General features: G+C 65.6%; 15 protein-coding genes and 1 pseudogene. 10 read left to right on the top strand and 6 right to left on the bottom strand.

Going from position 1 to position 12,845, the window contains the following annotated elements; genetic code table 11:
• Positions 1–375 carry a TAXI family TRAP transporter solute-binding subunit gene (locus PKE71_RS04575; RefSeq protein ID WP_271185780.1) on the bottom strand — a complete coding sequence of 125 codons (375 nt, stop codon included), beginning with the start codon at positions 373–375 and terminating at the stop codon, positions 1–3.
• A 134-nt stretch (positions 376–509) separates the two neighbouring features.
• Entirely contained in the window at positions 510–2,393 is a 1,884-nt protein-coding gene (locus tag PKE71_RS04570) for a CocE/NonD family hydrolase (RefSeq protein WP_271185779.1), read from the bottom strand.
• Between the two features lie 189 nt (positions 2,394–2,582).
• Here PKE71_RS04570 and PKE71_RS04565 point away from each other — a divergent pair, with 189 nt between their 5' ends.
• The 9 genes from PKE71_RS04565 to PKE71_RS04525 all read left to right on the top strand — a co-directional run bounded on the left by PKE71_RS04565 (position 2,583) and on the right by PKE71_RS04525 (position 9,374).
• Entirely contained in the window at positions 2,583–3,203 is a 621-nt protein-coding gene (locus PKE71_RS04565; protein WP_271185778.1) for an HD family hydrolase, read from the top strand.
• A complete protein-coding gene (locus tag PKE71_RS04560) occupies positions 3,203–4,174 on the top strand; it encodes an NUDIX hydrolase (RefSeq protein ID WP_271185777.1) in 972 nt (323 codons plus the stop codon). The genes PKE71_RS04565 and PKE71_RS04560 overlap by 1 nt, the downstream gene beginning before the upstream one ends.
• 79 nt (positions 4,175–4,253) lie before the next feature.
• Positions 4,254–4,577, top strand: a complete 324-nt coding sequence (locus tag PKE71_RS04555) for a hypothetical protein (RefSeq protein WP_271185776.1) — start codon at positions 4,254–4,256, stop codon at positions 4,575–4,577.
• Between the two features lie 155 nt (positions 4,578–4,732).
• On the top strand, positions 4,733–5,872 hold the full coding sequence (gene nadA / locus PKE71_RS04550) for a quinolinate synthase NadA (protein WP_373878789.1): 1,140 nt from the start codon (positions 4,733–4,735) through the stop codon (positions 5,870–5,872).
• 10 nt (positions 5,873–5,882) lie between these two features.
• Complete coding sequence (locus tag PKE71_RS04545) at positions 5,883–7,517, top strand: L-aspartate oxidase (RefSeq protein ID WP_271185774.1); 1,635 nt, start codon at positions 5,883–5,885, stop codon at positions 7,515–7,517.
• A 6-nt stretch (positions 7,518–7,523) separates the two neighbouring features.
• Complete coding sequence (gene nadC, locus PKE71_RS04540) at positions 7,524–8,372, top strand: carboxylating nicotinate-nucleotide diphosphorylase (RefSeq protein ID WP_271185773.1); 849 nt, start codon at positions 7,524–7,526, stop codon at positions 8,370–8,372.
• Between the two features lie 14 nt (positions 8,373–8,386).
• Positions 8,387–8,779 (top strand): VOC family protein, encoded by a 393-nt coding sequence (locus PKE71_RS04535; protein ID WP_271185772.1) that lies wholly within the window; start codon positions 8,387–8,389, stop codon positions 8,777–8,779.
• A gap of 77 nt (positions 8,780–8,856) precedes the next feature.
• Entirely contained in the window at positions 8,857–9,102 is a 246-nt protein-coding gene (locus PKE71_RS04530; protein WP_271185771.1) for a CopG family ribbon-helix-helix protein, read from the top strand.
• Complete coding sequence (locus tag PKE71_RS04525; protein WP_271185770.1) at positions 9,099–9,374, top strand: type II toxin-antitoxin system RelE/ParE family toxin; 276 nt, start codon at positions 9,099–9,101, stop codon at positions 9,372–9,374. Before PKE71_RS04530 ends, PKE71_RS04525 begins: the two co-directional genes overlap by 4 nt.
• Positions 9,375–9,377: 3 nt before the next feature.
• Here PKE71_RS04525 and PKE71_RS04515 read toward each other — a convergent pair.
• Positions 9,378–9,934: pseudogene (locus PKE71_RS04515) on the bottom strand (phosphoribosyltransferase).
• A gap of 92 nt (positions 9,935–10,026) precedes the next feature.
• On the opposite strand from PKE71_RS04515, the gene PKE71_RS04510 reads away from it, so the two are divergent.
• Positions 10,027–11,037, top strand: coding sequence for an alpha/beta hydrolase (locus PKE71_RS04510; protein ID WP_271185767.1), 1,011 nt, complete (start codon positions 10,027–10,029; stop codon positions 11,035–11,037).
• A 5-nt stretch (positions 11,038–11,042) separates the two neighbouring features.
• On the opposite strand, the gene PKE71_RS04505 is transcribed toward PKE71_RS04510, so the two are convergent.
• From PKE71_RS04505 to PKE71_RS04495, 3 genes are all read right to left on the bottom strand, one after another.
• Complete coding sequence (locus PKE71_RS04505; protein WP_271185766.1) at positions 11,043–11,525, bottom strand: hypothetical protein; 483 nt, start codon at positions 11,523–11,525, stop codon at positions 11,043–11,045.
• Positions 11,526–11,614: 89 nt separating this feature from the next.
• Positions 11,615–12,262 carry a hypothetical protein gene (locus PKE71_RS04500; RefSeq protein ID WP_271185765.1) on the bottom strand — a complete coding sequence of 216 codons (648 nt, stop codon included), beginning with the start codon at positions 12,260–12,262 and terminating at the stop codon, positions 11,615–11,617.
• Between the two features lie 99 nt (positions 12,263–12,361).
• Positions 12,362–12,844 carry a response regulator gene (locus tag PKE71_RS04495; RefSeq protein WP_271185764.1) on the bottom strand — a complete coding sequence of 161 codons (483 nt, stop codon included), beginning with the start codon at positions 12,842–12,844 and terminating at the stop codon, positions 12,362–12,364.
• Position 12,845: the final 1 nt, after the last annotated feature.

Raw genomic sequence — 12,845 nt, 5'->3', positions numbered from 1 at the left:
TCAGACCGCGACCGCCTCCGTGATGCGGTAGGTCAGGTCGTCGCCATCGGCTTCGTGGATGGTGAGATAATCGCCGACGCGCATGGTGTGGTCGCCGAGGCGGAAGACCGGCTCGTCCGGACCCTCGTCTTCCTCGTCATAGCGGAAATACCAGTGCGAACCGCGATGGGAGAGCCAGCCATCGGCCTTCTCGTCCGGATCGGGCGAGAAGCGGTCGACGGTGCATTTTTCCTTGTGGGCGCGCCACAATTCGAGGTCCAGCTTGCCGTCCTTGTCGAGCGGCGCGACGATCACATAACCATGCTGCTCGTCGCCATCGGGATAGCCGGCGTCAGGATTGCGGCCCAGCCGCATCACAACACGTGTCAGACCCATCTCGGTCTCCTGTTCCAAGTCGGTGTTATCGCACCCTGTTTTTGCGGGCGGGTCAATCCGCCCGGCCGGGATGCGGCGATCTCACGCACGCGCCCGTCCAGCCCCTTGATGGGGCAGGACCGACATTCACGTCCCTATCGCGAGCGCACGACCGGCAGTTCGATATAGGAGGCGCGCCCGGACGAATGGTGCACCGAATTCGTCGCCACACGCCCCTCGCTCTCGTCGTAATTATTCCCGCCCGTATTCAGGTTGCGCACGAATTTCGGGAAGTTGGACGAGGTGATCTCGACCTGGATGCGATGGCCCGGCTGGAAGACGATGCTCGACGTCATCGGCGTGAAATCCAGTTCGTAAACCTCGCCCGCCTCCATCATTTCCGGCGCATCATAGCCATTGCGATAACGCGCCCGCAGGATGGTGTCGTCGACGATCCAGGCCGTGCCGTCCGGCGCGACATCGACCAGCTTGACGGCAAAGTCGGTATCCGGCGCGTCCGAGGAGACATAGAGCACGGCATCGATGAAGCCGGTCACGTCCAGCGGTTCGGTGAGCACGTCGGAGGTGTAGACCAGCACGTCGTCGCGCACCTGGACCGGCCGCTGGTCGCGCGCGCCGGGATGCACGATACCGCCATTGCAGCAATCGCCGCCGCCAATGGTCTGCACGGGTACCATGGGATCGTAGACATAGGTATCGGCGGGCTGCTCGCCGTCCGGCGCCTCGAAGCTCAGACGGCCGTCGCCATAGCGGCTGTTGGCATCGCCGCCGGAATGCAGATAGAGCCGCACCGGTTCGGCTTCGGCCGGCGGCCATTCCTCCGCGCCGCGCCACTCATTGGCACCCATCGCGTAGTACTGCACGCGCGGCGTGTCGCGGTCCCAGGCATTGCGCTCGCCCTTCAGCCAGCGGTCGAACCAGGCAAAGATCAGCCCCGTCGTGTCGAAGCTGGTGTCGCCGATATTGCGCTCGCCGACGACGGTATCCGGGCCGTAATTGAAGAAGTTGCAGTGCACATTGGGCCCGGCGACGACATACTGGTTGTCGCGCACCTCGCGGTCGGAGGCGCTCTGCCGGACATGGTTGTAGAGCGCCATGTTCGGGCCGATCGACACATCATACCAGGAATTGAACCAGAGCGCGGGCACGCCCCAATCCTCATTGTCATGATAGAGGCCGCCCTCATACCAGCCCTCATCGGCCGGACCGCGGACGATGAATTCCTCGAAGGTCGCCGGCGGCTCGCCCAGCGTGGACAGCAGTTCGGAGACCGGCAGGAAGGAGATATGGCTGGCCCAGTCGACATCCGGCTTGTCGGTCGCCAGATCATTGTACTGCGCGATGCGGCTGCGCATCTGCGGGTCGAGACCGGCCGGGATCTGCGCGCGCAGCGGATTGTCGACATTGTAGAGCCAGACAAAGAAGAGATTGCGCGGCACGCCGCCGGTATACCAGTTGCCCTGTTCGTGAAACTCGCCGACCCGGCCGATGCCCGCGCCGGAGGCCATCGGCACCATCGCGGCATGCGCCGGGTGGTCCATCGCCGCCAGCGCCAGCTGCCACTCCGCCGAGGACGAACAGCCCCAGGTGCCGACCCGTCCGTTCGACCAGTCCTGCGCGGCCAGCCAGTCGAGCGCGTCATAGCCGTCGGTGCGCGGATAGCCGAGAATCTCGAACTCGCCCTCGGAGAAATAGCGGCCGCGCTCGTTCTGGATCACGAAGGCATAGCCGCGATTGACCGCTTCCACGGCCATGCGCAGGCGGCTGCCGGACAGGGTGTTGAAATTATAGGGGGTGCGCCAGAAGATCACCGGCACGTCCCCATCGGCCTCGCGCGGGCGGTAGATGTCCGTCGACAGGCCGATCCCGTCGCGCATCGGCACGAGGACTTTCGTCTCGGCCGTCGCGATCCGCGCCAGCTCGGCGCGCAGCGCGTCCTCGGAATAGTTGGAATAATCCTGGGCCAGGGCCGGCGCCGTCAAGGCTGCCAGCGCGGCAATCATCGCAATGAGTCGCATGTTTTCCCCCGGAGTTCCGGTCTCACGAACCGTTTGGCCGGCGCAGAGTGAACCCCCTGACCGCGCGGTGCAAGACAGGCCGGCGCGGCGGTCTCTACAGCGCAAGGCCCGGGCTGACAGTGCGCAGAGTGGAGTGATGGCGGCATCGGTGCTATCTCCGCTCTCCGCCAAACCGGAGGTCCGACCCGCATGCCCGCTGCCGCCCGCAAGAAAGCCGTTGCACCGCGCGCCTGGCAGCGCATGATTTCCGGCCGCCGGCTCGACCTGCTCGACCCCTCGCCCTTCGATGTGGAGATCGAGGACATCGCCCACGGCCTGGCCCGGGTGGCGCGCTGGAACGGGCAGACCCATGGCGATCATGCCTTTTCCGTCGCCGAACACTCGGTCGTCGTGCTCGATATTCTCGACCACCTCTATCCGGATCTCGAGCAGAAATGGCGCCTGGCCGCGCTGCTGCACGACGCCTCCGAATACGTGATCGGCGACATGATCAGCCCGTTCAAGGCGGCGCTGGGCGTGAACTATCGCGAGTTCGAGGACCGGCTGGAAGCGGCGATCCATCTGCGCTTCGGCCTGCCGCCGAAACTGCCGAAGGAAACCAAGCGCAAGATCAAGCGGGCCGATGTGATCTGCGCCTATTTCGAGGCGACCCAGATCGCCGGCTTCAGCCATGACGAGTCGCTGAAATTCTTCGGCCGGCCGCCGGCGGAGCTGGAAATCGAGATCGTGCCGAAACCGGTGAAGCAGGCCCAGACGCTCTTCCTCGACCGGTTCGAGACCGTGCTGGGCCAGTTCGAAGGACGGCGCTGATGCAGCCGGCCGGCCAGTCGATCTCCGTCGGTCTGAACGCGGTCATTCTCTCGGTTGACGGCGACACGCCGCAACTCCTCATCGTGCCGCAGGAGGGCGGCGGGGTCGCCCTGCCCTTCGGTCCCTTCGATCCCGCCAGGCACCGCACGTTCGAGATCGGCCTGCGCCGCTGGGTGGCCGAACAGGCCCACTTCCAGCTGGGCTATGTGGAACAGCTCTACACCTTCGGCGATCGCGGCCGCGAAGCCCCGGTCGCCGCGATGTCGGGTTCCGGGGACGCCCGCATCGTGTCGATCGGCTATCTCGCCCTGACGCCCGACAAGAGCACCCCGCCCGACGGCGGCGGCCGCTGGCGCGGCTGGTATGATTTCTTTCCCTGGGAAGACTGGCGCGACGGCAAGCCGGCCCTGATCGACACCGAGATCATTCCGCGCCTTTCGGCCTGGGCCGACGAGGCCGGCGTGCCCGGCCGCCGGGCCTCGCGCCACGACCGGTTGAAAACCGTTTTCGGTGTCGGCGGCGGCGGATGGAACGAGGAACGCGTGCTCGACCGCTACGAGCTGCTCTACGAAGCCGGGCTTGTCGCCGAGGCGGCGCGCGACGGCCAGGTGGAAAACCCGTCGCAATGCCCGGCCTTCGGCTTGTCCATGGCCTCGGATCACCGGCGCATCCTGGCGACGGCGATCTCTCGCCTGCGCGGCAAGATCAAATACCGCCCCATCGTCTTCGAGCTGATGCCCGACCTGTTCACACTGTCCGCCCTGCAACAGGTGGTCGAGGCTATTGCAGGATACCGGCTTCACAAGCAGAACTTCCGCCGCGCGCTGGACCGCACGGGATTCGTCGAGGGGACGGGCCGGATGGAAAGCCGCACGGGCGGCCGGCCGGCCGAACTTTTCCGCTACCGCCGCGAAGCACTGGCGGGCCTGCCCTCGCTGGGCCTGGCCATTCCCAGGTTGCGAGACGGGTAAATTGAGTTGCAGCCGGGAGTTGTTCCGGCTTACTATGCAGGTGTCTGACGACAGCATGAGTACACTGAGGGGGTTGGTTTTGAGCGGGACGGCGATCCGTAACGCCTTTGTGGCATTGGCGATTTGCGCGGCCATTGTGATCGCCTTGCGCCTGATTGCCGCCGAGCTCTACCTGCCGGCCATTCCGGTGATTTTCGTTATCGCCGCCATCGTCGGCGTCATTCCCCGCAACCGCCTGATCCAGATTCAGATCCTGGTTCCCGCCGCGCTCGGCGTGGCTGCGGTTGAAGTGCTGACCGTCAACGGCATCCCGCTGGCGCCCGCCTTTGCCCTGGCTTTGGGCCTGGCCTCGCTGGGGACCGGCGTCTGGCTGTCCGGCCTGCGCCCCCACGCCGCGCACTGATCGCCTTCATTCCGGAATTCGCATGGCGAGGCATCGCGCCGCACGCCTGTGGCTTGCACTGTGCTCAGGGTGAGCATATATACGGGACACGTTAAAGCTCATTTCGAGCATAAGGGCGGCACCGGAAAACAGCCGCCCATTTTCGGGCCCCAATATTGCTCATATTGAGCAAAAGGGAGGAGAGAATGGACCGATTGAACTGGGACGGCACGCCTGAAGGCTTTGAACAGTCCCGGCCGGAACTGGCGTATACGGATGAGGTCAAGGCCGCGACGGACCATCTCTACGAGAAGGTGAAGGACATCATCACCCCGATGGAATGGCCGGCCAAGGCGCCGCTGATCCACGCCATCAACCAGCTGAAGGCGGAAAAGAACGCCGTCATTCTCGCCCACAACTACATGACCGCCGACATTTTCCACTGCGTCGGCGATCTGATGGGTGACAGCCTGGCGCTGGCCCGCATGGCCGCCGAGAGCGAGGCCGACATCATCGTCCAGGCCGGCGTCCACTTCATGGCCGAGACCGCCAAAGTGCTCGCGCCGGAAAAGAAGGTGCTGATCCCGGACACCCGCGCCGGCTGCTCCCTCGCCTCCTCGATCACCGGCGAGGATGTGCGCCGTATCAAGGCTGCCTATCCCGGCGTGCCCGTCGTCACCTATGTGAACACCTCGGCCGATGTGAAGGCCGAGTGCGATATCTGCTGCACCTCCTCCAACGCCGTGCAGGTCGTCGAGAGCCTGGGTGCCGAGACGGTGATCCTGCTGCCCGACCAGTATCTCGCCAGGAATGTCGCCGCCCAGACCGATGTGCGCATTCTCACCTGGGCCGGCAGCTGCGAAGTGCACGAGAAATTCACCGCCCAGGACGTGCAGGACCTGCGCGACGCCCATCCCGGCGTGCTGATCATCACCCACCCGGAAAGTCCGCTGGAGGTGGTCCAGGCCGCCGACTATGCCGGCTCCACCGCCGCCATGGCCGACTATGCCCGCAATTCGGGGGCGAAAAAGGCCGTACTGCTGACCGAGTGCTCGATGAGCGACAATGTCGCCGTCGAAGTGCCCGAGGTGCAGTTCATCCGGCCGTGCAATCTGTGCCCGCACATGAAGCGGATCACGCTGGAAAACATCTATGACTGCCTGCGTCTGGAACAGCATGAAGTGACCGTGCCCGACGATGTGATCGACGGTGCCCGCCGCTCCGTCCAGGCCATGCTCGACCTGCCCAAGCCCGACAAGCCCGCCAGCTTCGACCCGGCCAGGCAGGAAAAGCCCGTGGACCTGGTCTCGATCTAGGAGGACGGCCATGACCCGTCCCGTTCTCATCTGCGGTGCCGGGATCGCCGGGCTGTGGGCGGCGCTGAAGCTGGCGCCGCGGCCGGTCGTGCTGCTGACCGGGGCGCCGCTGGGTGAAGGCGCGGCCTCCGGCTGGGCCCAGGGCGGGGTTGCGGCTGCCCTCGCAGATGATGACAGCCCCGCCCTGCACACCGCCGACACGATCACCGCCGGCGCCGGGCTGGTCGACGCGGACGCAGCGCGCGCGCTGGCCGAAGGTGCGGCACAGGAAGTCCGCGAACTTGCCGCCCTGGGCGCGCCTTTCGAGCGCCGGGGCGAGACCTGGTCGCTCTCCCGCGAAGCCGCCCATGCCCGCCACCGGGTCGCCCGGGTGAAGGGCGACGGCGCCGGGGCCGCGATCATGGCGACGTTGATCGACGCCGTTCGCCGGGCGCCGCACATCGAGATCCGCAATGGCTGGAAAGCGGCCGCGCTGCTGGGCGATGCTGCCGGCTGTACCGGCGTGCTGGCCCGCTCGCCGGACGGGCGCACCGAAGCGATCGAAGCCGGCGCCACCATCCTCGCCATGGGCGGGGCGGGTGGCCTGTTTGCGCTCACCACCACACCGGCCGGCGCCCGGGGCCAGGCCATGGCGATGGCAGCCCGCCTGGGTGCGGTGATCCAGGACCCGGAATTCGTCCAGTTTCACCCGACCGCCCTCAATGCCGGTCTCGACCCGGCACCACTGTGCACCGAAGCCCTGCGCGGCGAAGGCGCGACCCTGGTCGACCGCACGGGCCACCGTTTCATGAAAGCCGTCCACGCCGATGCCGAACTCGCCCCGCGCGATGTCGTCGCCCGGGCGGTGCACCGGCAGAACCTCTCCGGCAAGGGCGCTTTCCTCGATTGCCGCACCGCGATCGGCGAAGCTTTCCCGGAGGAATTCCCTGCCGTTTTCGCGGCTTGCATGCAGGCCGGCATCGATCCGCGCCGCGAACTTATCCCCGTCGCCCCCACAGCCCATTATCATATGGGCGGAGTGATGACCGATATCGACGGAGCGACCAGCATCCCCGGCCTCTATGCCATCGGCGAATGCGCCTCGAGCGGCCTGCACGGCGCCAACCGCCTCGCCTCCAACTCGCTGGCCGAGGGCCTGGTGAGTGCGGCACGGGTGGCCAGGGCACTCCCATCCTCCCCCTTGATGGGGGAGGGGGACCGCGCCGCAGGCGTGGTGGAGGGGGTGAAACCCGGTGATGCCCAGCAAGCCAGACGCTCGCCCCCACCCCTTCCGACCCGCGGCTCCGCCGCGGCCCACCTTCCCGATCAAGGGGAAGGATTGTGTCCTCCCGAACTTCCCGCCGACGCACTCGCGACACTCCGCGCCGCCATGAGCCGGGCCTGCGGAGTGGAGCGCAATGGTGCAGCTATGGTGCAGCTATGTGACCTTATTGACGGTCTTATGAGCACGCATGGTGACGCGGACGCACTGCTTGCGGCACGCTTCATCGTCACCGGCGCCCTCAACCGGAATGAAAGCCGGGGCGGGCATTTCCGCACCGATTGCCCCGCCACCGACACCGTGGCACAGCATACCCGGATGACCCTGGCCGACCTTGCTGCCGGCACCGAGATTCCGGCCCGCTACCGCGAACCCGCCGAATAGGACGCCATGCCCGTTTCCCCCCTGCCCCGCTTCGTCGTCACCGATGCCGTCACCCGTGCTTTCGCCGAAGACCAGGGCGGCCGCGGCGATGTGACATCGCTGGCCTGCATCCCGGAAATCCAGGAGGCGAAATTCTACTTCGTCGCCCGCGAAACCGGTGTGATCTGCGGCCTGCAGCCGGCCGTGGAAGCGATCTGGCAGATGGACCCGGACGCGCTGGTGAATGTCCAGGTGTGCGACGGCGACAGCGTCAAGGCCGGCGAGGTGCTCGCCGCCGTCAACGGCCAGGCCCGCGCGCTGCTCTCGGCCGAGCGGATTGCCCTGAACTATCTGGGCCGGATGAGCGGTATCGCCACCTTCACCCGCCGCTATGTCGACGCCGTCGCCGGCACGAAAGCCCGCATCGTCCATACCCGCAAGACCACGCCGGGCTTCCGCGCCTTCGAACTCCAGGCCGTCCAGGCGGGCGGCGGCGCGCTGCACCGCTACGGGCTGGATGACGCCATCCTGATCAAGGACAATCACGTCGCCGTCTGTGGCGGGGTGGCCGAGGCCGTGAAGGCCGCCCGCGACCATGCTGGCCACATGACCCGCGTCGCCGTCGAGATCGACCGGCTCGACCAGCTCGACGCCGCCATCAATGCCGGTGCCGAAAGCGTATTGCTGGACAATTTCTCCCTCGAGGATCTGCGCGCCGCCGTCGCGGCCGCCAGCGGCAAGGTCACGCTGGAAGCGTCCGGCGGGGTCAATCTCGACACGGTGCGCGATATCGCACAGACCGGCGTCGATGTAATCTCGGTCGGCGCACTGACCCATTCGGCGCCCAATTTCGACATCGGCCTGGACGAGGCCTGAGGGGAGGACACCGCATGTTCAATCACATCATGGTCGGCGCCAGCGACATCGAGCGCGCCAAGCGTTTCTACGATGCCGTCCTGGGCACGCTGGGTGCCGGCGAGCCCCTGCGCAATGAAGCGCCGACGGGGCATGTGCGGTATTTCTACCGGCATGACGGCAACACGTTCGGCATCTCCGAGCCGATCAATGGCGAGGCCGCCTGCGGCGCCAATGGCGGCACGATCGGTTTCAAGTGCTCCTCGCCCGAGCAGGTGAAGGCCTTCCACGATGCCGGTATCGCCAATGGCGGCACCTCGATCGAGGACGCGCCCGGCCTGCGCGAGACCAGTATGGGACCGATGCACCTGGCCTATGTCCGCGATCCCGACGGCAACAAGCTCTGCGCCATCCACCGGGTGAAATAGGGAGGCCGGACGACACGCCTTTTGCGGGTTCCGGCGGCGTGGTACACTTCATCAGATGTGATTACAAAGCCGGGATTATGAAAAATATCTCCATCCGCATCGACGATGCCGCCATCGACAAGCTCGACACCCTGGCCAAGGCGCAGGACCGGTCCCGCAACTGGGTCGTCAAGGACGCCCTGCAACAATATTTCGATCAGCAGGACTGGATGGTTGAAGCCATCCGGGACGGTATCCGCGATGCCGATGCCGGCAAGACGGTGCCGCACGACCAGGTCGTCGACGAGATCGATGCCTTGATCGAGGCGGCCCGCAAGGCATGACGATCGCGTGGTCGGCCCGCGCGAAAGACGACCTCGTTACCATTTTCACCCGGATCGCCGCCGACAATATCGACGCCGCCGCCCGTCTTCGCGATCACATGTTCAAAGCCGTCGGCATGCTGGGCACCTATCCCTCAATGGGCCGCACCGGGCGTGTCGCATCGACACGGGAACTGGCCCTGCCGGGAACGGCCTATCTCGTCATCTACCGGCAGAACGGCGACGGCATCGAGATCCTGCGCGTCCTTCACGGTGCCCGCGACTGGCCGTGATCGCTAGTCCAGCACCGCCGCGCCGGCTGCGCCCTTGGTGCGGATCTCGTCGTCGGTGAGGCCGCAGATCTCGTGCGGGAAGACCAGCCAGTCGTCGGTTTCCTCGACGAAGAAATCCGGCTTGCCGCCGGTCCGGTTCCGGGCGGGCTTGTAGTAGACCGTGGCCACCTTCACCTCGCCGGGATAGTTGCGGCGGCATTTCTCCTGCAGCACACGCTGCAAGGCCTCGATCGAGCGGCCGCTGTCGAACACGTCATCGACGCGATGAGCAGGCGGTCCTCCGCATTCAGCGTGTCCACCAGATAGCCCTCGCCGAACACGCGCACGACCGGCGCCTGCCGGTCGATCCCGGTATAGGAGGCCGTGCGAACGGCGATGTGGTGGGTCTCCAGGCCGCGGTATTCGAGATATTCCTGCACCGCGATGCCGACCGGTGCCCCGCCCCGCCAGACGGCGACGATATGGGTCGGCCGGAAGCCGGCATCGTGAATCTGGCGCGCCAGCCGGATGCTGTCGGCCAGCAGCCCGTCGGCGGAGATGAAGCGCTTGTCCTGGACCATGCGGAAGGATCACCCGCTTCGCACAACATCTCAAGCACTTGCCCGCGAGCGCATGCACTCTAGTGTGGCCGCGCAAGCCAATGGGGAAAGCCATGCGCCGAGAACGTCACCTGCCGGCCGGAACGGTCACCACGCACTTCGTGAAAAGCCAAGCGATCGCCAACAACATGCTCGGCGAGGACCTGACCCGGCGGATCGATGTCTACATCCCGCACGGCCACGATCCGGCCGGCCTGCCCCTGCTCGTCGATCTGGTCGGCTTCACCGGCGGCGGCCCGGCGCACACCAACTGGAAAAGCTTCGGGGAAAGCGCGCCCAGCCGCGCCCAGCGGCTGATCGATGACGGCGAAATGAAGCCCTGCGTCATCGCCTTCCCGGACTGTTTCACCCGCCTGGGCGGCAATCAGTACGTCAACTCGGCGGCGATGGGGAATTGGGACGATTTCCTGCTGCAGGAGGCCGTGCCGTTCATCGAGCAAACCTTCGGCTGCGGCGGTCCCGGCCGGCGCGGCGTGTTCGGCAAGAGCTCCGGCGGTTATGGCGCCATGGTCCACGCCCTGCTGCACCCCGACTTCTGGTCGGCCGCGGCCTGCCATTCCGGCGATATGGGGTTCGAGCTGATGTTCGCCGCCGACTTTGCCTTCACCCTGCGGCGTCTCGCCAGGCATGGCGGCAATATCCAGGATTTCGTCGAGGCCTTCGAAGCCTCCGACAAGGTCAATGGCGACGATCTGCACGCGATGATGACCCTGGCCATGGGCGCGACCTACGACCCCGATCCCGACGCCTTCCTGGGCATCCGCCTGCCGGTGACGACCGATACCTGCGAGCGCATTCCCGAACGCTGGGCCGAGTGGATGAAGTGGGATCCGCTGGAAATGCTCGACGCCCATGCCGAGGGACTGAAATCCCTCAAGGGCCTGTTCATCGATTGCGGCGATGTCGACCAGTACAATCTGGTCTATGGCGCGCGCCGTATGAACAAGGCGCTCGCCGCCCGCGGCATCGACCACGTCTACGAGGAGTTCCCGGACAACCACTCCTCGATCGACTACCGCATGAACCGCTCCCTGCCCTTCCTGGCCGAACGCCTCAGCGCGTAGGGCGGTCAGACGATCAGCGTATCGCACCGTGCGGCAAGCGGCTCGCCGGTGTCCGTGGTCAGCACCTCGAGATGACTGGCGGAAGCCAGCCGCATCTGTGTCTGGAAATAATAGCGCCCCGTCGGCACACCGCCATCGTAGAGGTTTATCTGCACCTGCCGGACCGGCCCGAAGACAGCGATCCGCTGTCCGCGCAGCACAGCAACCGGATCGCCTCCCAGGCGCTGCTCCAGCCGTGCCCGCACGGTTGGCAACAGCTCGACATTGAGGGAGTCCCGGCTGCGATAATCGCGCACGGAATTGAGAAAGCCGCGTCCGCTGTCCTCACCGGATCCACACACATCCATCTCGATCCACTGAGCCTCGAGCGGCGTGTGCGGCCGTTCGATCGACCGGCGAACCGCCTCAAGCGCACTGAGCGCTCCATCGGCGAACGCCGCCCCGGAAACCGCCAGCATGGCAGCAAGACACACGACGCGGACGAACATGAAAAACTCCGGAGCAAGGGACGCATCCGCAAGCTTGCCCCGGAAAGATGACAACCGCATTTAGCCGGTGCACCCAGCGCCGGGACGAACTATGCCGGAACCCTGATCGTCTCGGTCTTGCCGCCGGTTATCGAATTCCACGCCGCCGTGAACCCGGTCGCCACGAGGGCGATCAGGACGCGGGCGATGATGGTGAAGAAGAGCAGCAGGATCTTGTCGTCCGACACGGCAAACCGCACGCCGGAGCGCCAACGGCCGGCCAGCGGCAGGCGTGCAAGCTGATCCTCTACCCAGTCGGCCATATCGAGCATGGAATGCAGCACGTGCTCCATGGTCAGTGCGATAAAGGCCAGCATCAGGATCGCCAGCACGAAGGACAGGAAAAGCGTGGCGATCATCGAGGAGATGCGGCTGATGAAGGGTGGCTCGGCCACACGGATTTTCGCGACCCGGGTCGCGGTCGTGAAAGCCGTGCCGAAGATCGCCAGGATGAAGCGCGCGATGACCGTGAAGATCAGCAGGACGATCTTGTCGTCGCTGGCATAGATGCGGACGAGATTGTTGTATTGCTCGGGTATGGGAATGGCCGACACGCCGTCCTCGACGAGATCGGCGCCATCCTGCACCCAGCCCAGCCATTCAGGCAGGTAGAACCAGAGCAGGACCAGCATGCCCATCGCCATGAGCATGGATACGAACAGCGTCGCCGAAATCTTGGACAGACGTGCAAACAGCATGGAACTCCCCTCCCCCCGAAGGCCGCCAGGAGGGACACTAGACAATAATTGCGTCGAAGTCGCGACCGCTCGCGCGAAAGGCGATTCGCCGGAGCGGCGCTATTCCTCGTCGTCCAGACCCTCGGACGAACGTTCCGCCGCCGGCACCTCGACGATCTGCACCCAGTACTCGCCGATCGAGTTCACCACCCGCATCAGCCGGTCGAGCGAGATCGGCTTGACGATATAGGACGAAGCCCCCAGCCCGTAGCTCGACAGGATATCATCCTCATCCTTCGAGGTCGTCAGCACGATGATCGGGATGTGCCGCAGCTCGCTGTCATTCTTGATTTCTTCCAGCGCCTCGCGCCCGTCCTTGAGCGGCATGTTGAGGTCCAGAAGGATGATCCCCGGATAGGGCGTGCCCTCGAGGTTCGCATACGCGCCGCGACGCTTGAGATAATCGACAAGCTGTTCGCCGTTCTCGAGGAATTCCAGCGGATTGCGCAGGCGCACCTCCTCGCAGGCTTCCTTGAAGAGCAGACGATCATCCGGATCGTCGTCGACCATGAGAATGGTGAAAAGCCGGTTGTCCTGGCTCATG

It is taken from the genome of Maricaulis virginensis (assembly GCF_027922185.1).
Classification (GTDB): Bacteria; Pseudomonadota; Alphaproteobacteria; order Caulobacterales; family Maricaulaceae; genus Maricaulis; species Maricaulis virginensis.
The sequence above is the reverse complement of the archived record's forward strand: the minus strand, read 5'-3'. Positions and strand labels throughout refer to the sequence as shown.